Annotated in this window: 15 protein-coding genes; 12 read left to right on the top strand and 3 right to left on the bottom strand. The window is 41.0% G+C overall.

Annotation, left to right across the window (positions count from 1 at the left end):
* Window positions 1–169: 169 nt before the first annotated feature.
* Together ACMVDV_RS20200 and ACMVDV_RS20195 are read left to right on the top strand one after the other, a co-directional pair.
* Window positions 170–598 carry an Lrp/AsnC family transcriptional regulator gene (locus ACMVDV_RS20200; protein ID WP_304183870.1) on the top strand — a complete coding sequence of 143 codons (429 nt, stop codon included), beginning with the start codon at window positions 170–172 and terminating at the stop codon, window positions 596–598.
* Between the two features lie 211 nt (window positions 599–809).
* Window positions 810–1,835 (top strand): GGDEF domain-containing protein, encoded by a 1,026-nt coding sequence (locus ACMVDV_RS20195; RefSeq protein ID WP_304183766.1) that lies wholly within the window; start codon window positions 810–812, stop codon window positions 1,833–1,835.
* Here the strand turns inward: ACMVDV_RS20195 and ACMVDV_RS20190 are convergent.
* Complete coding sequence (locus tag ACMVDV_RS20190) at window positions 1,832–2,755, bottom strand: hypothetical protein (protein ID WP_416159412.1); 924 nt, start codon at window positions 2,753–2,755, stop codon at window positions 1,832–1,834. The two genes, ACMVDV_RS20195 and ACMVDV_RS20190, sit on opposite strands and share 4 nt — an antisense overlap.
* Before the next feature lie 798 nt (window positions 2,756–3,553).
* On the opposite strand from ACMVDV_RS20190, the gene ACMVDV_RS20185 reads away from it, so the two are divergent.
* From ACMVDV_RS20185 to rluF, 10 genes are all read left to right on the top strand, one after another.
* Window positions 3,554–3,853, top strand: coding sequence for an isoamylase early set domain-containing protein (locus tag ACMVDV_RS20185; RefSeq protein WP_304183762.1), 300 nt, complete (start codon window positions 3,554–3,556; stop codon window positions 3,851–3,853).
* 10 nt (window positions 3,854–3,863) lie between these two features.
* Window positions 3,864–5,861, top strand: a complete 1,998-nt coding sequence (gene malQ, locus ACMVDV_RS20180) for a 4-alpha-glucanotransferase (protein WP_416159411.1) — start codon at window positions 3,864–3,866, stop codon at window positions 5,859–5,861.
* On the top strand, window positions 5,862–8,102 hold the full coding sequence (gene glgB / locus ACMVDV_RS20175) for a 1,4-alpha-glucan branching protein GlgB (protein ID WP_416159410.1): 2,241 nt from the start codon (window positions 5,862–5,864) through the stop codon (window positions 8,100–8,102). It abuts the gene before it with no gap.
* Window positions 8,077–10,134, top strand: coding sequence for a glycogen debranching protein GlgX (glgX, locus tag ACMVDV_RS20170; protein WP_416159409.1), 2,058 nt, complete (start codon window positions 8,077–8,079; stop codon window positions 10,132–10,134). The genes glgB and glgX overlap by 26 nt, the downstream gene beginning before the upstream one ends.
* The gene (locus ACMVDV_RS20165) at window positions 10,127–12,649 is read left to right on the top strand and encodes a glycogen/starch/alpha-glucan phosphorylase (RefSeq protein WP_416159408.1); all 2,523 of its coding nucleotides are present in this window, start codon (window positions 10,127–10,129) and stop codon (window positions 12,647–12,649) included. Before glgX ends, ACMVDV_RS20165 begins: the two co-directional genes overlap by 8 nt.
* A 14-nt stretch (window positions 12,650–12,663) precedes the next feature.
* Window positions 12,664–13,965: a glucose-1-phosphate adenylyltransferase gene (glgC, locus tag ACMVDV_RS20160; protein ID WP_304183753.1), complete on the top strand. Its 1,302-nt coding sequence runs from the start codon at window positions 12,664–12,666 to the stop codon at window positions 13,963–13,965.
* Window positions 13,966–13,986: 21 nt separating this feature from the next.
* Window positions 13,987–15,528, top strand: coding sequence for a glycogen synthase (locus tag ACMVDV_RS20155; protein ID WP_416159407.1), 1,542 nt, complete (start codon window positions 13,987–13,989; stop codon window positions 15,526–15,528).
* Window positions 15,529–15,643: 115 nt separating this feature from the next.
* Window positions 15,644–16,855 (top strand): EAL and HDOD domain-containing protein, encoded by a 1,212-nt coding sequence (locus tag ACMVDV_RS20150; protein ID WP_304183750.1) that lies wholly within the window; start codon window positions 15,644–15,646, stop codon window positions 16,853–16,855.
* Window positions 16,856–16,871: 16 nt separating this feature from the next.
* Complete coding sequence (locus ACMVDV_RS20145; protein WP_416159406.1) at window positions 16,872–17,948, top strand: DUF418 domain-containing protein; 1,077 nt, start codon at window positions 16,872–16,874, stop codon at window positions 17,946–17,948.
* A 103-nt stretch (window positions 17,949–18,051) separates the two neighbouring features.
* Window positions 18,052–18,975 carry a 23S rRNA pseudouridine(2604) synthase RluF gene (gene rluF, locus ACMVDV_RS20140; protein WP_416159405.1) on the top strand — a complete coding sequence of 308 codons (924 nt, stop codon included), beginning with the start codon at window positions 18,052–18,054 and terminating at the stop codon, window positions 18,973–18,975.
* 30 nt (window positions 18,976–19,005) lie between these two features.
* Here the strand turns inward: rluF and ACMVDV_RS20135 are convergent, their stop codons facing one another.
* Both ACMVDV_RS20135 and ACMVDV_RS20130 read right to left on the bottom strand, forming a co-directional pair.
* The gene (locus tag ACMVDV_RS20135; protein ID WP_416159404.1) at window positions 19,006–19,626 is read right to left on the bottom strand and encodes a hypothetical protein; all 621 of its coding nucleotides are present in this window, start codon (window positions 19,624–19,626) and stop codon (window positions 19,006–19,008) included.
* 167 nt (window positions 19,627–19,793) lie between these two features.
* Entirely contained in the window at window positions 19,794–22,856 is a 3,063-nt protein-coding gene (locus ACMVDV_RS20130) for an efflux RND transporter permease subunit (protein WP_416159403.1), read from the bottom strand.
* Window positions 22,857–22,858: the final 2 nt, after the last annotated feature.

Here is a 22,858-nt window from a genome sequence, read left to right as displayed (position 1 = left end):
GATATTGCATAAAAGGGGCTAATTAAGCCGTTATTAACCCGCAATAGATTGATTTAATAATTCTTATTGTCTGCTCCCGTTATTATCTTGGTTCGAAGTTTAAATTTGCAGTGCTATTTTGTGAAAAATGATTAAAATAAAATACAAAATAGTGAAGAGAATGACCAATATGATAACCCCTCAAGATGAAAAGCTACTTTCTATACTGCGTACTAACGCCAGAGCGAGTATTTCAGATCTGGCCAGAGTACTTAATTTATCGCGTTCGACGGTGCAAAGTAGAATGTTAAAGCTAGAAGAGACTGGGGTGATAAAGGGATACAGTGTTGACTATGGCGATGCGTATTTAACTGCCATGGTATCGGCCCATGTATCGATTAAGGTAAAGCAAAAACTAACCACTAAAACTAATTTAGAGCTTAAACAAATCGATGCCATTTCACAATTGTACGCTATTAGTGGTGAGTTTGATTTAATCGCTGTTGTACAAGCGCAGAATTTAGAAAAGCTCAGCCATTTACTCGATGATATTGGTAACTTAGATGGGGTTGAACGTACGACTTCCTCTGTTATTTTAGAAACAAAATTTAAACGCTAAGTTGACGATAAATACAGAATGTCATACTTTCTATGGTGACTAAACATATTTACGCACTACACTTATTATTGGCACTGGGTTTTCTTACTCGTTAATGTAATTATGATCCCGAACTTTATTGACGTTTTTATTTAATTTATATTTTTATAACGTTTTCCATGGGTAATTAATCATCATTAAGAATGTTCAGTCACTTGAATACAGGATCTTTATGGAAGAAAACTTATTAAATTCAGTTATTAAAATAACTAAAAACCGTGATGTAGATTCATTGGAATATAGCTTGATCTCGACCATCCAAGAATTCGTTGGCTGTTCGGAAATTGTGATTTATAAGGATTTAGACTTACACAGTGATTTAACTATTGAACGCAGCATCTCGTTAAAAGTAATAAATGATAATCAGTTTGAGTGGGCACAACGTCAAGTGGTTGATTCCCCAGAGTCTGAACTGCTGTCGTGCTTGCGCTCAGCTTGCATTATTACTGTACAGTCAGCGGATGGCATAGAGAAACGTTGGTTGCCTATTTCTTTGCAAGATAAACCAATTGGCGTTATTGCTATTGTGTGTAAAGGTTTAAAAAGTGCGGATCAGGTATTATTAAATGCTTTTTGTCGTATCTATGAAAATTATTTATTTATCTTGCACGAAAATGAACGGGACCAACTGACTGGTTTGCTAAATAGGCAAACATTCGATAAAAAAATAAAACAGCTAATTGAAAAGCAAGTAATCAAACAGCATAAGACGGTTAAAACGGATGAAAATCGCAAGCGTAAGCTCAGCTCAACATCTTGGCTGGCAATGCTTGATATTGATCATTTTAAAAAAATAAATGACAGTTTTGGTCATGTTTGTGGTGATGAAGTTTTATTGTTACTTGCACAAAAAATGCGTCATTTCCTGCGCTCTACAGATTTGATTTTTCGCTTCGGTGGTGAGGAATTTGTGATCGTGTTTGAACCTACCAATTTTGAGTGTATCGAAAAGAAAATGAATGAATTTATGGATATGATCAGAGATACTCATTTTCCATTTGTTGCGGATATGACCGTTAGTATAGGCATGTGTCGCATCAGTCCATACGATTTTCCAATTACTGTATTGGAAAATGCGGATAAGGCGCTTTATTACGCAAAGGAAAATGGTCGAAATAGGGTGTGCTTTTATGAACAGTTAATAGAGAATAACTTGATTGACTTAAACGATAAAAGCACGGATATAGATTTATTTTAATCTGACGCCTTTGTTCTTTTGTTAATGATAGTTTTTTTTACTTCATCTAGCTTAATAACATAGGCGTTACCGCCAATTCCTTTAAATTCTTCATCGGTGAATACAATGGTATTTTCATCATAAAAGGTAATCGCTTCTTTTTGAGTCACAATCCCTAAATCTATTCGCGATACGTCTGCTGAGAAAAACTTATCACCAGAAAAATTTTCAAATAACCAAATACTTGTTGAATCTAATAATACTAACTTTGTACGATCAGGGCTCAGTGCCGCAGAGGTGATCCAACAAAGCTTTTCCATAGTGGTACAGGTTTTAAATGAGTCGATTAACTCTGCATCGAAATTAGCGGCATGATCGCCTACTTTATAGACATTGGTGATACCATCAAACGGCTCAGTGCGATTTTTAGTAAATAGGTATAAGTGGCGGCCAAACGCAACAAATGCTTCCAGATCAAAGTTACGTTGATCTGGTGCAACAGGACTACCATCTAGTTCAGGGTAGGTGAACTTAATGATTTCGGCTTCGGTAGTATTTCCTTTTATATCAATGGGGTTCTCGATTTTATAAATCGTCAGCCATTTCCGTTCTTGTTTATTATTACCAAAATCCCCTAAAAAGAAGTGCCCAAAATCATTCTGAGTCATATCTTCCCAGTCAATGTTTTTCGCATTAGTAACCAGTACTTCTTTGGCGATCGAGCCGTCTTCGTTGAGGCGATAGAGTTTTGGAGCATCACCACTATCATTTATTGCCCACAAGCGCTTGAATTTATCAAATTCGATCCCCGATATTTCTTTTAGTTTAGGATCAACACTGAGTTTCTTTTTGCTGTACAAGGTGTAAATTGACATACTGATAATGATCACCGCAGCTAAAATTGCCACTGTGATAAGAGAATAAAGACTTTTTTTGAGCATGGAAGGCTAAGGTTTGATACTAAGTTACTGAGTATTATTATCTATTTTGAATGTAATTTCTATGATCACAGGGTAATAAAGGTTCATTATCAGCGATGATGCATGGGTTGTTATAAATTGTGTATCTGTTACTTTAATAACTAATTGGTTTCATCTTTGCTGATTATATGCTGGCCGCTTAAAATTGGGTTGTAGCAAGCGGGCATTGTAAGTTGAGTTGTGTCGGTATCAAATGCTCTGATCGTGATACTCGATTGCTGTGGATTTCATGCCATAACAAAAAACAATGATAGCAATGGAGGTAATACTGAGTAAGCTAAAAGGGTAGCTATTCAATTAAACCACTTGCTGCCAATTGTATGAGTTTATTATTAAGTACAGTGGCTAGGCTAGCTAACAAAACATTTCTTTAACAATAACCTGGTAAAAGGAACTTTTATTTTTCTAAACGCCAGAGTGCTGGTGGTTGTCGAGTATTTACTCAACTTAAGTATTAAATAAATTCACTTTACCCCTGGCTATTTGTTAACTACTTTATAGTTCACAATTCAGACAGTCATTAAAACTTGGTTTAGTTCTTGCTCTTATTTTAATTGCTTATAACTAGATGAGTATTTGCAATTTTCTTGCACGCTTTCGGTGCAGTATTTATTTAATTGCACTGTCATAAAGCATCAATATAACTTTGTTTAACTAACAAACGTTATAAATACAATACAACCCCCTGCATATGTTGAGTAGTTGAGCACGGCACGGTGGCAAGGATTAATTAACCTTAAGGTTTAGTTGGAGCCCGCTATGTTAAGTAAACGATTTTTTAAAACCAAAAATGAAGCTGAAGTTACCTTTGAATTTCAGCACCCTCAGGCAGATCACGTGCAGTTGGTTGCTGAATTTACCGATTGGCAGCCTGTGGCGATGAAGTTTAATAAAAAGGAGCAGTGTTTTAAGCTAAAGCAGCGTTTACCCAATGATCAACAGTTTCATTTTCGGTATTTAGTCAATGGTACTATTTGGGACAACGATCATCACGCTGACGGATACATTGCAAACAGCTTTGGTACAGAGAATAGTATCGTTAATACACAACGTATTTAAGGCGCGGTTAATGGAGTCACTTTCACAGCTGTTTTATCTACACGGTATTGGCTATGAATACACTAAATATAACGGCGAACATGTTGTTTTTAGTAACGCAACCCGCAGTGCTGCACTGAGTTGCTGCGGTGTTGATGTTACTGATCCGGCACAAATTGATCACCTCAATATTCTCTTAGATGCGAATAAGTGGCTACAACTGGTGCCAAGTTGTAGTTTAGTTTGTGCTGAGCAACCAGCTGTTAAAGTGCGAGTTGATAAACGTATGTTAGCGCAGCAATGCACTGTTTCCTTTGCTGCTGTTGATTTACCTAGTGTCACACACTCATTAGCTGAGCTACATTGCTGTGGTGATTATGTATTTAATGAAATCACTTATCTCGAGCTTGTTTTTCCTTTGCCCACCTTGCCAATTGGCTATCTTGATGCGAATGTCCAAGTGGCTGATACCACACAGCAAACGCAACTGTGGGTAACGCCAAAGCATTGCTATCAAGTCGCGGATAAAAAGCAAAGCGGATTGTCTATTCAACTTTATAGTTTGAAAAATAAAGCTGAGCTAGGTGTGGGAGATTTTGCTGATTTATTAGCGCTGGTGCAGCAAGCAGCACAGCATAAGTTGGACTATATTTTATTAAACCCGCTACATTTATTATTTTGCCAGCAACCAGAGCGAGCAAGCCCCTACAGCCCCAATAGCCGTGCGTTATTGAATCCGTTATATATAGCCATTGATTTATGCGCTGACAGCACACATAACCTTGCGCTTGAGCACTACTTACAAAGCGCTGTCGCAACTGAGTTTAAGCAGCGTACACACGACTTACACTATATTGATTACAGCGCAGTAAATCAGTTTAAGTATGCTGCATTTAAATTGTTGTATCAGCATTTTAAAAACCATGGCAGCGAACAACGCAAACAGCATTTTGGCGATTTTTGTCAGCAGCATGAAGCAACACTGTCCACTTTAGAGGTCAATGACACTGAATTTGCTAACTATTTACAGTGGCAAGCACATGTGCAATTAAAACAGTGTCAAACCAGTGCCCGAGAGCATGGCATGAGCATAGGTTTGATCAACGATTTGGCGGTAGGATGTGCCGGTGACGGCAGTGAGTTTTTGAACCAACAGTCATTATTTACCGATTCGGCCTATATCGGAGCGCCACCCGATCCATGGGCTGAGCAAGGGCAAAATTGGGGATTACCCGCACTTAATCCAATTAAACTCAGTGATAACAATTTTAGTTACTACAAAGCGCTAATACATGCCAATATGGAGAACGTTGGTGGCTTACGTATTGATCACGTTATGGCAATTCGTCGCTTATGGTGGTGTTTTGATAACCAGCAGCAACAAGATGGTTGCTATGTTTATTACCCTTTTGAGTATTTGTTGGCCATACTCACCATTGAGTCACATTTAAATCAATGTATTGTCATTGGTGAAGATCTTGGTGTGGTTCCACCAGAGCTGAAAACTGCACTTGCAGATAAAGCAATTTTTTCAAATAGTTTATTTTACTTTGAAAAAGACTTTCAAGGTGAGTTTTTAACCGTGCAGTCATTTCCTGGCCAATCATTATTGATGGTTGCAAATCACGATGTACCGCCTTTCTTTGGTTGGTGGCAAGGACGTGATCTTACCTTAAAGCATGAATATAAGTTGCTAGACGAGCTGCAATTAACGCAACTGCAAGCAGAACGAAAAATTGAAAAACAGCGCTTACTGCGTTTTCTTTCAAGTTGTGCAGAGCACTCATTTTCGCTACACAGTGCTGCAGAAGACGTTTATCAAGCCGTCATATTAGGCTTAGCGCGTGCACCTGCGCGGTTATTTACAATCCAGTTAGATGACTTAGATCAGCAAACGTTACCAGTAAATATTCCGGGCACGGATCAAGAGTACCCGAATTGGCGTCGGGTATTAACGCATTCAAGTGAGCATATATTAACGCGCCATAGTGCATTCCTCAGTGCTATTAATTCCATAAGGACTAATTAAATGAACAGTCTTGTTCGTAAAGCGGCAAAATTACAGCACTATGATCAACAAGTGGATGCGTTAAAACGTGGCTGCTTTAAAGACCCATTTAGCTTTTTAGGGTTACATGCAATTTCGGATACACACAGTGAAATCCGTTGTTATATGCCAGGCGCAACAAATCTAAGTATAAAACTGGCAAAGCAAACGCTGTCCTGTACGCGTTACCCTGACTCTGATTTATTCATTTTACAACTGAACAACAATGCTATCTCGGCTTACAAATTAGTTGTTGATTACAGCGATTGTCAGGTTATTTGTGAAGATGTTTATCGGTTTGAAAGCAGCCTAGATGACAGTGCAATGTACTTGTTTAACGAAGGTACGCTGGAACATGCGTATCGTCATTTAGGCGCCCATTTTATTGAATTATCGGCTGTTAAAGGTGTACGTTTTAGCGTTTGGGCGCCCAATGCCAGTAGTGTTTCGGTGATCGGTGAATTTAACCACTGGCAACGTAGTCAGCATTTTATGCGTTTTAACCCTGCTTCAGGCGTATGGGATCTATTTATTCCAGAGCTAGCACAAGGGCAATGTTACAAGTTTGCGATAACGACGCTCAGTGGCGAAGTGCTCGAAAAAGCAGACCCATTTGCCTTTAAAATGCAACAAGCTCCGGGCACTGCTTCCGTATTACAAACTCGTCCAGCGGCGATTGAATTGACTGATACAATGCGCGCGCAACGAACAAAACGCAATGCGGTAGATGCGCCGATCAGTATTTATGAAGTGCATTTAGGCTCTTGGCAACGCGAAGTAGGAGATCGTTACTTAAACTATCAAGAGTTAGCACAGCGGCTAATTAGCTATGTAACCGAACATGGTTTTACCCACATTCAACTTATGCCGATCAGCGAATTTCCATTTGATGGTTCTTGGGGCTATCAGCCAGTTGGCTTATTTGCAGCAACCAGTCGTTTTGGTGGTTTGGAGGATTTTCGCTATTTTGTAGAGCAGTGCCACTTAGCAAACATTGGTTTATTGATCGATTGGGTGCCTGGGCATTTTCCAAGCGATCCCCATGGCTTACATCGTTTTGATGGCACACATTTATTTGAGCATGCAGATGCGCGGCAAGGTTTTCATCCTGATTGGAACACCTACATTTACAATTATGACCGCCCAGAAGTACGCAGTTTTTTAGTGGCAAATGCCATGTATTGGCTAGAAGAGTTTGCCATTGACGGCTTACGTGTCGATGCTGTGGCATCCATGTTATACCTTGATTATAGCCGTGAAGATGGACAGTGGATCCCTAATAAATATGGCGGCCGTGAAAACCTTGGTGCAATTGAATGCTTAAAACAAGTTAACTTACGAAGTTATGCCAATAACCCTGGCATTATGATGGTTGCTGAAGAATCTACGGCGTGGCCTGGAGTTACACGCCAAGTCGATCATAATGGTTTAGGGTTTGGTTATAAGTGGAATATGGGCTGGATGAATGACAGTTTACATTATATGCAACGTGACCCTTTATATCGCCAACATCATCATCACGAATTAACGTTTTCGATGGTGTATGCCTACAGTGAAAACTATATTTTGCCATTAAGCCATGATGAAGTAGTGCATGGTAAAGGTTCTCTGATTGAAAAAATGCCGGGTGATGATTGGCAAAAATTTGCAAATTTACGCGCTTACTATGCATTTATGTGGGCGCATCCGGGGAAAAAGCTGCTGTTTATGGGCAGTGAAATAGCACAACGAAATGAATGGGATCACGACCAGTCAATTGATTGGCATTTGCTTGAACATATCTCTCATCAAGGTGTGCAGCGAACGATTACCTTGCTCAATAACATTTACCGTTCTGAAGGTGCGCTGCATCAGTTGGACACCGATCCTGCTGGTTTTAGTTGGATAGATAACCACAATGCCCAACAGAGTATTTTTAGTTTTATTCGTTTTGCTAAAAAAGCCAGCAATTATGTGGTTGTGATCAGCAATTTAACGCCAACTGTTCATCATGACTATTGCATTGGTGTGCCAACGGCTGGTGAGTTTGAAGTAATTTTAAATACTGATGATGAGCAACTGTTTGGCTCTGGCGTGCGTGTATTTGCTCAAGCTAATAAAACAATCTCAAGTCAACCAATAGCAAGTCATGGCCTGCAACACAGTATCAAGATCTCATTACCAGCGCTTGCGACCGTTTACTTAAAAAAGGTGCCTGATGGGTCTATCAATAGAATTAAATAAAGGCTATGTCTCACCACTTGGTGCGAGCGTACTAGCAGACGGCGTTAATTTTGCTGTCTATGCACCCTTGGCTAAACAGTTGTATGTGTGTTTATTTGATAGCAGTGGCCACACTGAAGTTTTAAAATTGGCAATGAAGAATAATGAAGGTGGCATATGGAGTTTGCATATCGCGCCGCTTGCTGTGGGTACTTTATACGGCTATCGCGCTGAAGGTGAATACCAACCGAAAAAAGGACTGTTTTTTAATAGTCAAAAATTGTTAATTGACCCTTATGCAAAAGACTTGTTTGGTGAATTTACATGGAGTGAGCGCCACTATGGGCAAATGCCAATTGGCACTTTAAGTACAGTGAATAACGCCATTGATATTCCTAAATCTAGAGTCGCTCAGTTGCTGCCTTATCAAGGTCAAAAACCCGCTCATAGCTGGGCTAAAACGGTTATTTACGAATGCCACGTAAAAGGCGCAACAGCACGTCATCCGAGTATTCCCGCCCAGTTACAAGGTACATACTTAGGCTTGAGTCACCCGTGTTTTATCGAGCATTTACACTCACTTGGTATCACTACGTTAGAGCTGTTACCAGTGCATAGTTTTATTAGTGAACAGTTTTTAACCGCTAAAGGCCTGCAAAACTACTGGGGTTACAATACGTTAAACTTTTTCACCCCACATAAAGATTACTTAGTGACGGATGAAATAGCTGAATTTCAACAAATGGTCACTAAATTACATGAAGCAGGTATCGAAGTTATTTTGGATGTGGTTTACAACCATACCGCTGAGGCTGGCAGTGATGGTGCAATTTTGTCTTGGCGTGGTTTAAATAATTCTGGTTACTACCGTACTGTGAAAGATGATCCTGCGGTGTATATTAACGATACCGGCTGCGGTAATACCTTAAATATTGACGATCCATTTAGTTTGAAAATGGTCCTTGATAGCCTGCGTTATTGGGTTGAAATAATGGGCGTGGATGGTTTTAGGTTCGACCTTGCCACTATTTTAGGACGCACTGCACATGGTTTTAGCCAAACTCATAGTTTTTTACAAGCCATTAATCAAGATCCCATCTTAAGCCAAGTAAAGCTCATCGCAGAGCCGTGGGATATCGGCCCAGGTGGCTATCAGCTTGGTGCTTTCCCTGCTCCGTGGCGCGAATGGAATGACAAATACCGCGATGTTGTTCGGCGTTTTTGGCAAGGCCAACAGAATATGTTGGCTGAGCTTGCAAAACGCTTACATGGCTCATTTGATTTGTTTGATCATAATCACCGAGGGCCACTAAATAGCATTAATTTTATTACCAGCCATGACGGTTTCACATTAACCGACTTGGTCAGCTACGAACAAAAGCATAATGAAGCAAATGGCGAACACAACCGTGATGGTCATAGCGCTAATTATTCATTTAACTGCGGCTTTGAAGGCTTTACCGATGATGCAAAAATTACCGCCTTGCGTTTGCAACAGCAAAAAAACTTGTTACTAACCTTATTGCTTTCGAAAGGGGTGCCCATGCTGTCTTCTGGCAGCGAAATGGGGCATTCGCAAGGAGGCAATAATAACGCTTATTGCCAAAATAACCGCACTGGTTGGCTGGCATGGAAAGACTCACAACGCAGCCACAGCCTAACCCGTTTTATTGACGATGTATTAAGCATCAGAAAGCAGCATTGTGTATTTAAACACAGTGTATTTTTACATGATAGCGATAAACGTTTTGCCGTTGATTGGTATACCGAGCAAAGTAAAGCGATGCAAGAAAGTGATTGGCATGATGGTTCGAAACAATTTTTGATGTATAGCTTAACAGACACGCAGTTAAATACCGCGTTACTGATTATTTTAAACGCCAGTAATGTGGCGGTTAAGTGCCAATTACCGGCGCTTGATAGCTCGCCAGGGTGGCGTTTAGCGCTCAGCAGTGTTGCGCAAGCAGAGTTTAAGGATCAAGAACAGTTTGAGGTTGCTGCACAAAGCAGTTGGGTTTTTACAGGCAATTTAGAGGATCAAGGACATGGCTAATAACGGTGAACAAATATGTGTTGCAAAAAGCTGGCAAGATGCCCCTTTAATCGATGAAAGTACGCTTGAAGATGATTTATCTCGCCATTTCTATTATACCCTTGGCCGCGATAAAGTCGGAAAATCGCAACTGTATTTATATAACGCCTTAGCGCTGACTATTCGCGATCGATTAGTCGCCCGATGTCGTGCAACAAAGCAGCAAATACACAGTGAAAAGCGCCGCAAAGCAGCGTATATATCACTGGAGTTTTTAATGGGCCGCGCACTGGGTAATGCTATTTTAAATTTAGATTTAGATGAGCAAGTTAAACAGGCGCTCAATAATTATTGTGCTCAAATAGAAGATGTTGCAGATGCAGAGCACGATGCTGGGCTTGGTAACGGTGGTTTAGGGCGCTTAGCAGCTTGCTTTTTAGACAGTTGTGCAAGCCTAGCATTACCCGTTACGGGTTATGGTATTCGTTATGAATACGGCATGTTTAATCAATCCATTGAAAATGGTCATCAAATAGAGCAGCCTGATAATTGGTTACGTGAAGGACACCCATGGGAGCTTAGTGCGCCAGAGCAAGCCAAGCGAGTTAAGTTTTTTGGCCATGTTGAAAGCTATACCGATAAGCACGGCCGCGTTCATCGTCAATGGTTAGACACTGAAGATGTATTGGCTGTACCTTATGATGTGCCAATACCAGGCTATAAAAATGACATTGTGAATACGCTACGGCTTTGGAAATCAGAAGCCACGGATGAGTTTGATTTAGGTGAATTTAATGCCGGTAGCTACTCTGAGGCTGTGGCACATAAAAACCTTGCTGAACAAATTACCATGGTGCTTTATCCAAATGATAGCAGTGAAAATGGCAAAGAATTACGCCTCAGACAGCAATACTTTTTATCGTCAGCAAGTTTGCAAGATATTGTTGCTGTGTGGGTCTCCCGACATGGTGAAGACTTTAGCGAGTTTGCTGAATTTCATGTTTTTCAACTCAACGATACTCATCCTAGCATCGCGGTTGCTGAATTAATGCGCTTACTGATTGATGATTATGACTTAGATTGGGATGCAGCATGGCAGATCACCACAACCACCATGGCGTACACTAATCACACATTACTCCCTGAAGCCTTAGAAAAATGGTCAGTGTCGTTATTTGCACGGTTATTACCGCGTATTTTAGAAATCATTTATGAGATCAACGCGCGTTTTCTGGCGCAAGTTGCCTTGGCATGGCCAGGTGATGTTGCAAAGCAACAAGCCTTATCGCTAATCGAAGAAGGCCAAGATCCACAAGTAAGAATGGCGTATTTAGCCATTGTCGGCAGTTTTTCGGTAAACGGCGTTGCTGCACTGCACACTGAATTACTTAAAGAGGGTTTATTTAAAACCTTCTATGAGCTGTGGCCTGAAAAATTCAACAATAAAACCAATGGCGTCACGCCGCGCCGTTGGATAGCACACTGTAATCCAAAACTTACTCAGTTGATTGGGGAAAAAATAGGTCAAGATTGGGTCGGTGATTTTGCACAAATTAGTCAATTACGTCGTTATTACGATGACGTTAAATTTCACAAGCAATGGCAACAGGTTAAGCTTGAAAATAAACAGCGTTTAGTGGACTTAGTGAAAGCGCGTTGCGGCGTCGAATTTGATACCAGCATGTTATTCGATGTGCAAGTAAAACGCATTCACGAATACAAACGCCAATTGTTAAATGTGCTGCATGTTATTCATTTATATGATCGTATTCGTCACGGTGACACCGACAATTTGGTACCGCGCTGTGTGCTATTAGGTGGCAAAGCGGCACCTGGCTATTACATGGCAAAACGCATCATTAAGCTTATTAATAACGTGGCAGATGTGATCAATAAAGATCCGTTGGCACGGCCGTTCTTAAGAGTCGCGTTTTTACCCAATTATAATGTCACAGCAATGGAAACGATTTGTCCTGCAACGGACTTATCAGAGCAAATTTCAACCGCGGGTAAAGAAGCTTCGGGCACCGGTAACATGAAGTTTATGATGAATGGCGCGCTGACGATTGGCACTTTAGATGGTGCCAATATAGAAATTCGCGATGCCGTTGGCGCTGATAATTTCTTTTTATTCGGCGCACAAGCTGAGCAAGTGGAGGGCATAAAACAAAGCTACAACCCATTGCATATTATTCATACCACGCCTGACTTACTCAATGTGATGCAGTTACTGGAAAGCGGTCACTTTAACCTATTTGAACCCGGTTTATTTGACGACATTATTGGCGCAATCAAAAGTCCTCACGACCCTTGGTTAGTTGCCCATGATTTTGACAGTTTTGTACAAGCACAACGGGCTGTTGAACACGCCTACCAAGATCAACAACACTGGACGAAAATGAGTATTTTAAATACCGCAGCCAGTGGCGTTTTTTCAAGTGATAGAACGATTGGCCAATACAGTGATGATATTTGGCATTTACAAGCATTAACAACATCTAAAATGGCCGACACAGCCACTAATAGCACAGATTAATACGGAGATAAATTATGCCAAGTTATGCAAATCGCTACATAAGTAGTCTGACACGAGAAACCTATGCACTCATTTTAGCAGGGGGGCGAGGATCGCGTTTACATGAATTAACCAATTGGCGGGCAAAACCGGCGGTTTATTTTGGTGGTAAACATCGTATTATCGATTTCCCGCTATCAAACTGTATTAATTCAGGTATTCGTCGTGTCGGGATCGCCACTCAATATAAGTCTCACTCGTTAATTCGCCATGTTAATCGCGCCTGGGGCCACTTTAAAAAAGAGTTGGGCGAGTCTGTTGAAATTTTACCAGCATCACAACGCTACGGCGACGATTGGTATTGCGGGACAGCCGATGCCGTTTTTCAAAACATGGATATCATCCGCCATGAACTGCCAAAATATGTGATGATTTTATCCGGCGATCATGTCTATCGTATGGATTACGGTGGCTTATTAGCCAAACATGTAGAAACTGGCGCCGATATGACGGTGTGTTGTATCGAAGTACCGTGCGAAGAAGCAGCCGACACGTTTGGTGTAATGACTGTAGACGAAGCCAAACGGGTGAAACGTTTTGATGAGAAACCCAAAATGCCCAGTTCTATTCCAGGCAAACCGGGAACATGCTTAGCATCAATGGGTAATTATGTGTTTAATACCGAGTTTTTATTTGAGCAGTTGAAAAAAGACGCTGAAAATGAAGGCTCAGGCCGTGATTTTGGCCATGATATAATTCCGGCAATTATTGAAGAGCATAATGTATTTGCTTTCCCATTTCGCGATCCCGGCCATGAAGGACAACCTTATTGGCGTGATGTAGGCACCCTTGATTCATTTTGGGAAGCAAACATGGAACTGGTAATGCCAGAGCCACAGTTAGATTTATATGACCCAACATGGCCAATTTGGACTTATCAGGAGCAACTGCCGCCCGCGAAGTTTATTTTTGACAATGACGACAGACGCGGTATGGCCGTTGATTCAACGGTGTCGGGGGGGTGTATTATTTCGGGCTCAGTGGTGAGAAAATCGTTATTGTTCTCTAATGTACATATTCGCTCATACTGTGTCATTGAAGAGTCAGTGATATTACCGGGTGCGATTATTCAACGTAATTGCCGTATTCGCCGTGCTATTATTGACCGCGGTTGTGAAGTGCCAGCCGGTGTTGAAATTGGCTTTGACCGTAAAGCAGATGAAGAAAATGGCTTTAGAGTATCTAAAAAGGGCATAGTGTTAGTAACCAGAGAAATGCTCACCGAGCTTTCAAAAAAGCTTGAACGTCTCGATCGTGAGAGTAAACAGTTAGCTTAAGTAGTAGGAAATAAGAAAAAGATGCATGTATTAATGGTTGCGGCCGAAAATGACGCTTTACCAAATGCCAAGGTCGGGGGCGTTGCTGATGTACTAAGGGACTGTCCAAAAGCTCTGGTAGAGCAAGGCTTAACAGTCGATGTGGTGATCCCTGATTATGGTTTTAGTGCCTTAGAGCGGATACAATTGGGCACCCTCAATGTACCATTTGCAGGCAGTATCCATGTGGTTCAAGTGTGGCAAGTGTATGTAGGGCAACAGCAAGTTAGGCAAATAGTGTTATCGCATTCATTGTTTAGCCAACACAATGGCGCCGTGTACTGCAATGATGATGGTGATCGGCCGTTTGCTACCGATGCGACTAAGTTTGCGTTATTTAATGCAAGCGTGTGTGAAGCACTGTTACAAGGTGTGATCATGCGCCCTGATGTATTGCATTTACATGATTGGCACAGTGCGTGTGTGGCGGTGTTATTAAAATTTGACCACCGTTTTGCATCTTTTTCTTCTTTACGCACCGTTTATACGGTGCACAATATTGCGCTACAAGGGATACGACCATTTAAGGGCGATGATTCAAGCCTAGAGGCGTGGTTTCCTTCGTTAAGCTATAACGGTGAGTTACTGTGCGATCCGCGTTACCCGCACTGCTTTAATCCGATGCGCAGTGCAATTAATTTAGTCGATAAAATCCACTTAGTATCATCAAGTTACGCGAAAGAAGTATTGCAAGCCAGTCAGCCGCATAATGGTTATTTTGGTGGTGAGGGTCTAGAGCAAGATTTACAGCATGCCAATGCCAATAATAAAATTGTTGGTATATTAAATGGCTGTGAATACCCAACACACGAAGAGCAGTTAAATAGCACGCTGTCAGAGCTTTATTTACAAATAGAAACGGCACTGTTTAGCTGGATGGCTAAACAAGCTAATTTACAAAGCAGTTATTATATTGCTCATCAGCGGTTACTACAATTTATTAAGCAATCCGTTACAGGGCCTTTAGTGACAAGTGTAGGACGGCTTACCGATCAAAAAGCTTTATTACTGCGTCAACCCTACCAAAATCATCAAGTACTTGATGAACTTTGCCAAAAGCTAAAGCATCAGCAAGGGCGAATGATTATTTTAGGCTCTGGTGATCCAACACTTGAAAACACCATGACTGCTGCGATGGCACGTAATAATAATCTATTATTTTTAAAAGGTTATGGTAACAATGTTGGTGATTTACTGTATGCATTAGGGGACTTGTTCTTGATGCCGAGTTCTTTTGAGCCGTGTGGCATCAGCCAAATGCTGGCTATGCGGGCAGGGCAACCGTGTTTAGTACACCAAGTTGGCGGCTTGAACGACACCATCACCGATCTGGAAAATGGCTTTAGTTTCAGTGGTGACACCTTACAAATGCAAAGTGAAGCACTGGTAAGCTGTTTTGAAAATGCGCTAACAGTGAGACGAGAACAGCCCAAACAATGGGATAAAATTGTCAGCAATGCAAAAGCGGCTCGTTTTACATGGTCGCAAGTGGCCAAGGATTATTTAGGTAAACTTTATAATTAATACTGCTATTTATCATCATACTAGCTATAATGCATTGCAATAACATTGTATATTAGTTACTTAGTATTGGTTTTGTTCTAGGCAATGATCAATAACTGAGTTTAAGGGTGAATTAGTGCAAGTATTTGTTGCGCGCCAGGCAATTTTTAATCGTCGCCAGCATGTTGTTGCCTACGAGTTATTGTTTCGTAACAGCACGGCGAATTACTTTCCTGATATTGAAGAAAGTGTCGCGACTGCCAAGCTGATTATGGAAAATCAGCTCAATTTTGGTACCCGTCATATAACATCCGGCAAAAAAGCATTGATTAATATTGGCCCCGATTCGTTGAAAATGGATTTGTGTGCATTTCTGCCGTCGCAAGATGTGGTGTTAGAACTGTTAGAAACAATCGAACCAACTGAGGAAAACTACCAGTTATGTCGTGCGCTGTTTCATAAAAACTTTGTCTTAGCACTTGATGATTTTGTGTATCAGCCAAAATGGGAAAGGTTTTTAAAACTGGTTAAATTAATTAAGTTTGATATTCAAATAACCCCATTACAGCAAATAGCGCCACTGATAAAAAGACTAAGAAAACACAATAAATTAAAATTGTTAGCTGAAAAAGTCGAAACTATTGATGATTTTAAAACAGCGCACAGTATGGGCTTTGATTATTTTCAGGGCTATTTTTTTGCAAAACCGCTAGTCATCCAACAAAAAGACATTGATATAAACTATGCATTAGCCTTGACCATCTATGCACAAGTTATGAAAGATCACCCTGATATCAATGCAATTGCACGATTGTTTCAATTAGATACGGCGCTCGCATTTAAGTTATTGAGGTTGATCAACAGTGGGGTATTTCCTGTTCAGAAAGAAATCGAGTCACTGAAACAGGCATTGGTGTACTTAGGTCATGATCATATTAAAAAGTTTGTTAGTCTGATTATTACTGCACATGTTGCGCAAAGCAAACCTAGTGAATTAATAAAAATGTGTATTATCCGTGCTCGGTTTTGTGAATTAATTGCAAAAAGAGTCGCGCCTACACAAGCCAACAGTGCTTTCTTAACGGGCTTATTTTCACTGTTAGATGCGATTTTAGATAGAACAATGGAGCAGCTGCTCACCCGTTTACCGTTCCCAGAGCCAATCAAAGCCGCCTTAATGCAAGAAAAAAACACTTTATATTATATTCTTGAAACAGTAAAAGCGTATGAATCTGGCAGTTGGTGGGCAATGGAACAAGCAGTTGTATTCATTAATATAAACAGTGATTTATTACCCAAACTTTATCGAGATGCGTTAGACTGGTCAAACACTCACCAGTACAATTAATATAGTTGAGCTATTAATGCGCAATCACAATATGGATATTATTCGCGGCGTTGCTGTGCTTGGTTTAATGTACATGAACGCCTATTTCTTTGGTTTGTTTGAATTTGGTTATGTACCATTAACTAATCCACCACTCTCTGATCATATTATTCAATGCTTCAGCCTTATTTTTATTGATGGCCGCTTTCGAAGCTTATTCTGTTTACTGTTTGGTGCCGGTTTATATATTCAATGGCAGCGCTGGCAAAGTCACGAAAAGCTCATTAAACGTTTAAAAATACTGGCTGTTCTTGGCCTGTTGCATGGTTTTTTACTGTGGGCTGGAGATATTCTACTGATCTATGCTTGCGCAGGGTGGTTAGCGGCTAAATATTTAACCGCCGATGCGACACTGATATTAAAACGTGGCGTGCAATTTCTACTGCTAGGCGCAACAATAACCTTCCTTATTTCGTTACTTGAACCTAGTTATGTAATAAGCCGTGATGCAGATACTTTTATTGATAGCTATCAGGCATTACATGCAACTTTCTCGACGTTGTTTATTAACAATGTGCTTATGTTTGTGCTGATGTTAATTGCCTTGCCACTCGTAACCTTATGGATGGCGGCGGGCTTAATGCTAATTGGTATTTATCTGTATAAGCAAGGGCTGTTTGTGAGTGGTTTTGCAACACAATCGTGTGTTTTTATTACTGCTGCTGCGCTGTTATTAAGTCTGTTTCGGTTGCTGTTACAGTGGCAGTACAGCCCGTTAAGTTATGCTCTACAAGAGCCGGTTAATTGGCTCGCAGCGCTATTTACAGCCTTGCTCTATATTCAGCTAATAGTTAAATTGTGTGCAAATAAAGCCGCCTCTGTGCCAGTACTACAAACTGCAGGGCGATTGGCGTTGAGTCTCTATATTAGTCAGTCCGTGATGCTGTTCGTATTGTTTAAAGTTATTTTTCCTGAGTGGGTACTTAGCTTCAATCTACTGGATTATTGGTTACTTGTAACTGGGTTGGTTTTACTGCAAATACTCGTTTGTGCAATTTATCCGCGTTACTACAACGATGGGCCACTTGAAGCCTTGTGGCGAAGATTGTCGTGATGCACGCAATTTCACGTCAATGGTTAAAAATTAAGGAAAAGGGGGCGCAATATTTTTATGGCTAGTTTAAACTAGCGGCTTTAAATTAAAGCTGAAGTGACCTATGACAGAGTTAAAACGATTAAATAAATTTATTAGTGACACCGGTTTTTGTTCACGGCGCGAAGCGGATAAATATATTGAAGATGGTCGTGTAACTGTCAACGGCCAACGCCCTGAAATGGGTGTGAAGGTTGCAAGCAGTGATGTAGTTTTGATCGATGGTAACGCACTTAAAAAAGTCCCTAAGCGTGCATACATTGCCTACAATAAACCTGTTGGCATAACCTGTACTACAGAACGTAAAATTCAAAGTAATATTGTTAAAGCGGTTAACTACCCAGATCGTATTTTCCCAATTGGCCGCTTAGATCGTCCCTCAGAAGGGTTAATATTTCTAACTAACGAAGGCGATATCGTTAATAAAATTCTTCGTGCTGGTAATAACCACGAAAAAGAATATGTAGTGACGGTAGATAAACCCCTAAATCGACAGTTTGTAAATAAAATGGCAAACGGCATTCCAATTCTAGATACAGTGACCAAAAAATGTAAGGTGACGCAAACCGGTGCCCAGCAATTCACTATTATTCTTACCCAAGGTTTGAACCGGCAAATTCGTAGAATGTGTGAATACCTTGGTTACGAAGTGGTGACGCTAAAACGTACCCGTATTATGAATGTTACGCTAAAAGGTTTAAAAGTAGGGCAGTGGCGTCATTTAACCGAGCAAGAAATGGCTGAAATTAATAACTCGATTGCCGATTCAGGCAAAACCGAAGAGTTGTCGGTGGATGAAAACAAACAAGCAGCTAAAACCAGCAAACCTTTACAAGAGCGCTCTGTACGTAAAGAAGATGACAAAAAGCGTGATTTTGCTAAGCATGTTAAACAAGGCCGTTTTGAGTCTAAACATGGCCAACCGAGTAGCAAGCCGACCAGAAGAAACTCCACGACCCGAACAGGGACATTAAGCCTGAAAAAGTAACGGTATTGCAGCGAACATATTTTTTATCATTTATAGTAACTGTAATAACCAGTTTTTAAGGCTATAGAGCCAGTTTTTATTCGGCGCCTCGGCGTTTTTTAATAAGCTTTTAATTTTATTATTACGTGCTTTGCTGATGTGTTCACGATGGCAATGTTCGCTTGCCAGTAACCAGTCTTGCTGTTTTATTGCGGTGTGAAAGTCAGGGTATGTGTCGGCAAGCGATTGCTGTTTTAGCTCGTATGTCATATCTAATAAGCTAAGTTGTACTGCTAAGGGTAACTGCTTAAACGCGGGTTTTTTATAGCTGTCTTGCAGCTCAGTAATGAGTGCACTAACACGGTTTGACAGTAACTTAAGTGATTCGCTATGAGGTAAATAGAGCTCACCAAAGGGTTCATAAAAGTTCACTGCATAGCCTTTAGGTAAACGACTGCTACGGATAAATTCTGCTGTTTTTTCATCCCTGCCAGCAAGTTGTTTGGTATGTTTATTCCGTAAGTTTAATTTTGCAAATTCGGTTTTATTGGCGATATGAAAAGCAATGCCAATTAATCCATCCCCGTGCTTGTTGAAGTACAAGTAGGGTATGTCGGCAATGTAGCGAGTAAAATGTTTTTCAACTCGTGCGATGTTTAAGCTCTGTTGCATTTTTAAGTTAGGCTTACTTTTTATATTTCGTTACTACAGTAATAGCGGTTTTTTATATAAGCGCAATATTTGTTGCTAATTGGGGGTCTATCAACCTATTTTCGATAACAAAATAACCAGCGTGTGTTGACCTCAAGTAACGGCTGTTACTTGAGGTGTTTGTTACTCTAGGCCTTTTTCGGCACCTTAATTTTAAACAGTACGGTATAAAGCACTGGCACAACAATCAGCGTTAGTATAGTGGCAAAACCTAAACCAAACATGATGGTTACCGCCATAGATTGGAAGAACACATCAAATAGTAAGGGGATCATCCCTAAAATAGTGGTGATTGCCGCCATGGCAACAGGGCGTACACGGCTGACCCCAGAGTCAAATACCGCTTGGTAGGGGGCTTTACCTTCACTGAGTTCGAGGTTTATTTGGTCCACTAAGACAATACCATTCTTAATAAGCATGCCACTTAAACTCAGCAAGCCGAGCAGTGCCATAAAGCTAAATGCTGCATTCATTAACAGTAGACCAGCACTTACACCAATAATGGCAAGTGGTACGGTGGCCCAAATCACTAATGGCTTTTTAACAGAGTTAAATAACAGCACAGTAATAGCAAACATGGCTAAATAGCCTAGCGGTAAAGAACCAAAAATAGCTTTTTGCGCTTTAGTTGATGATTCAAATTCGCCACCCCATTGTAGCTCGTAACCATGAGGAAGTTTGATCGCTTCAACTCCTGCTCTGACTCGGGCAAATAGTTTTGCCGGTGTTTCATCACCGATCACATCGTGGTCAGCCATAACAGTAATTGTACGTTTACGGTCGCGGCGCATAATTAAGCTGTCTTCCCACTCCACCACAAAATCATCAACCACTTGTGTGACTGGCACAAATACACCTAATACTGGGCTGTATATCTGTAAGTCGCGCAGACTTTCGACGTTTAAGCGTTCTTCAGCAGGGGAGCGGGCAATGATCGGTAATTGTTGGGTGCCATCTTTATAAACACCCACTTTTTTCCCCGATAAACTGGTTAGTAACAGTTGATCTAAGTCTGTCTTAGCGATGCCTAAGCGTCTCGCTTTTTGCTCATTCAATTGTGGGCGGATCAGCTTTGAGCGTTCGCGCCAATCATCACGAATATTATACGCTCCAGCATCTTGGCTAAAGACTTGTTTGGCTTGTTTTGCTAATTGGCGAAGCACCACTGGATCCGCTCCCGAAAAACGGGCTTCTATTTTTGCATCGGTAGAGGGGCCAATTTCCATACGCTTTATTTTAAGCTTGGCATCAAACACGTGGCTATGTTCATAGTCTCGTACTTTGGCAATCATGGTCGCAACGGCTTCACGGTCTTTTACCCTTATAATTAATTGGCCGTACGCTGGGTATGATTTTTCTGGCGCATAGGTCAACATAAAGCGTGGCGCGCCTTGCCCTATTGTTGAGGTAACTTCTTCTACTAATTCATCTTTTTGCAAAAAGGCTTCGAGTTTGGCAACGCCATCTAAAGTGGCATGAATATCAGCGCCTTGCGTGTGCCAATAATCGACATAAAACATGGGCGTGTTAGAAGCTGGAAAAAATGCTTGTTTAATAAACTTAAAACCAAACACTGAGCTGACAAGTAGCACTACCATCAGCAATAGCGTGGTTTTGCGAAAGTGCATTGCGGTGCTTAACAAGCTTTTATAGCAGTTAAATATCACGCCTTGATATGGATCTTCATCGTGACTTTGCTGTTTGAGCTCTGCTTCTTTAAACATTAAATCAGCAAAAAATGGGGTGAGGGTAATTGCCGTGATCCAGCTCAGTAATAACGAGATAAATAACACCCAAAATAAACTCCCCGCAAACTCCCCGCTGGCATCAGAGCTCAAACCAATTGGCGCAAATGCGGTGATAGCTATTACGGTTGCGCCAAGCAAAGGCCACTTTGTTTGCTGAACAATATTTGTTGCGGCTTGGACTTTTGTTTGCCCACGTTTTAAGTTTATTAATATGCCTTCAGTGACTACGATGGCGTTATCAACCAGCATACCTAAGGCGATGATCAGTGCACCTAACGAGATCCGCTGCAAATCTATGGCAAACAACTTCATGAATATGAAGGTACCGAGCACCGTAAGTAATAAAATTGCGCCGATCAGTACACCGCTTTTAAAGCCCATAAATACGAGCAGCACAATGATCACAATCGCTACGGCTTCAAGCAGGCTAACAATAAACCCATTGACTGATTTTTCGACTTCAATAGGCTGATTATAAACAGTGTTTATTTCCATACCATGGGGGCGCTGGTATTCAAGGGATGCTAAATGCGCGTGTATGTTGTCGCCAACATCAACAACATTAACGCCAGTGCTAAAAGATACCCCCACCATTAATGCTTGCTGTTGATTAAAGCGCATTACATTATTTGGCACTTCTGCGTATTCACGGTATACCGTTGCCACATCACCTAAATAAATCAGCTCACTGGCAGCGGGTTTTGAGATCAATAGGTTTTCCAGCTCTTTTACGTCTTTAAACTCCCCGGTTGGGTGCAGCCTGATTGATTCATCGCCTACACGCACTTTACCCGCATTCGACACCGTGTTTTGTGATTGTAATAATTGATAAATTCTATCTGGGGCAATGCCCAGCTGGGCAAGTTTACGGGTTGATATTTCCACCATTACTTGAGCTTGTTGCTCGCCACTGACCATCACTTTACTGACACCGTCGACAAGCACGAGCTCACGTTTTAAGTAATCCACGTAATCTTTTAATTCATCATATGAGTAACCATCGCCAGTGACGGCATACATAACCCCATACACATCAGCAAAGTCATCCATAATGGTACTTGGGTAAACGCCGCTTGGTAGTGCCGCAGCGTTATCGTTAATTTTGCGACGTAATTCATCCCAAATTTGCCGCAAGTCTTGTTTGCGATAAGTGCTTTTCATTTCAACGGTGATCTGGGATTTACCAGGGGATGAAATACTGGTTACGTAATCTACATAGGGTAATTGTTGAATTGCATTTTCTATCGGGAAGGTAACTTCTTCTTCCACTTGCTGAGGTGATGCACCAGGGTACAAGGTGATCACCATGGCTTTTTTTAGTGTGAACTCAGGATCTTCAAGTTGTCCAAGGCCAAAATAAGACACTGCGCCACCTACTAACAACAGCAGTGCAAACATCCAGCTAACCACTTTTTGTTTTATGGCAATTTCTGCAAAACTCATTG

The organism is Pseudoalteromonas sp. ASV78 (genome assembly GCF_047806705.1).
GTDB lineage: Bacteria > Pseudomonadota > Gammaproteobacteria > Enterobacterales > Alteromonadaceae > Pseudoalteromonas > Pseudoalteromonas prydzensis_A.
The sequence above is the reverse complement of the archived record's forward strand: the minus strand, read 5'-3'. Positions and strand labels throughout refer to the sequence as shown.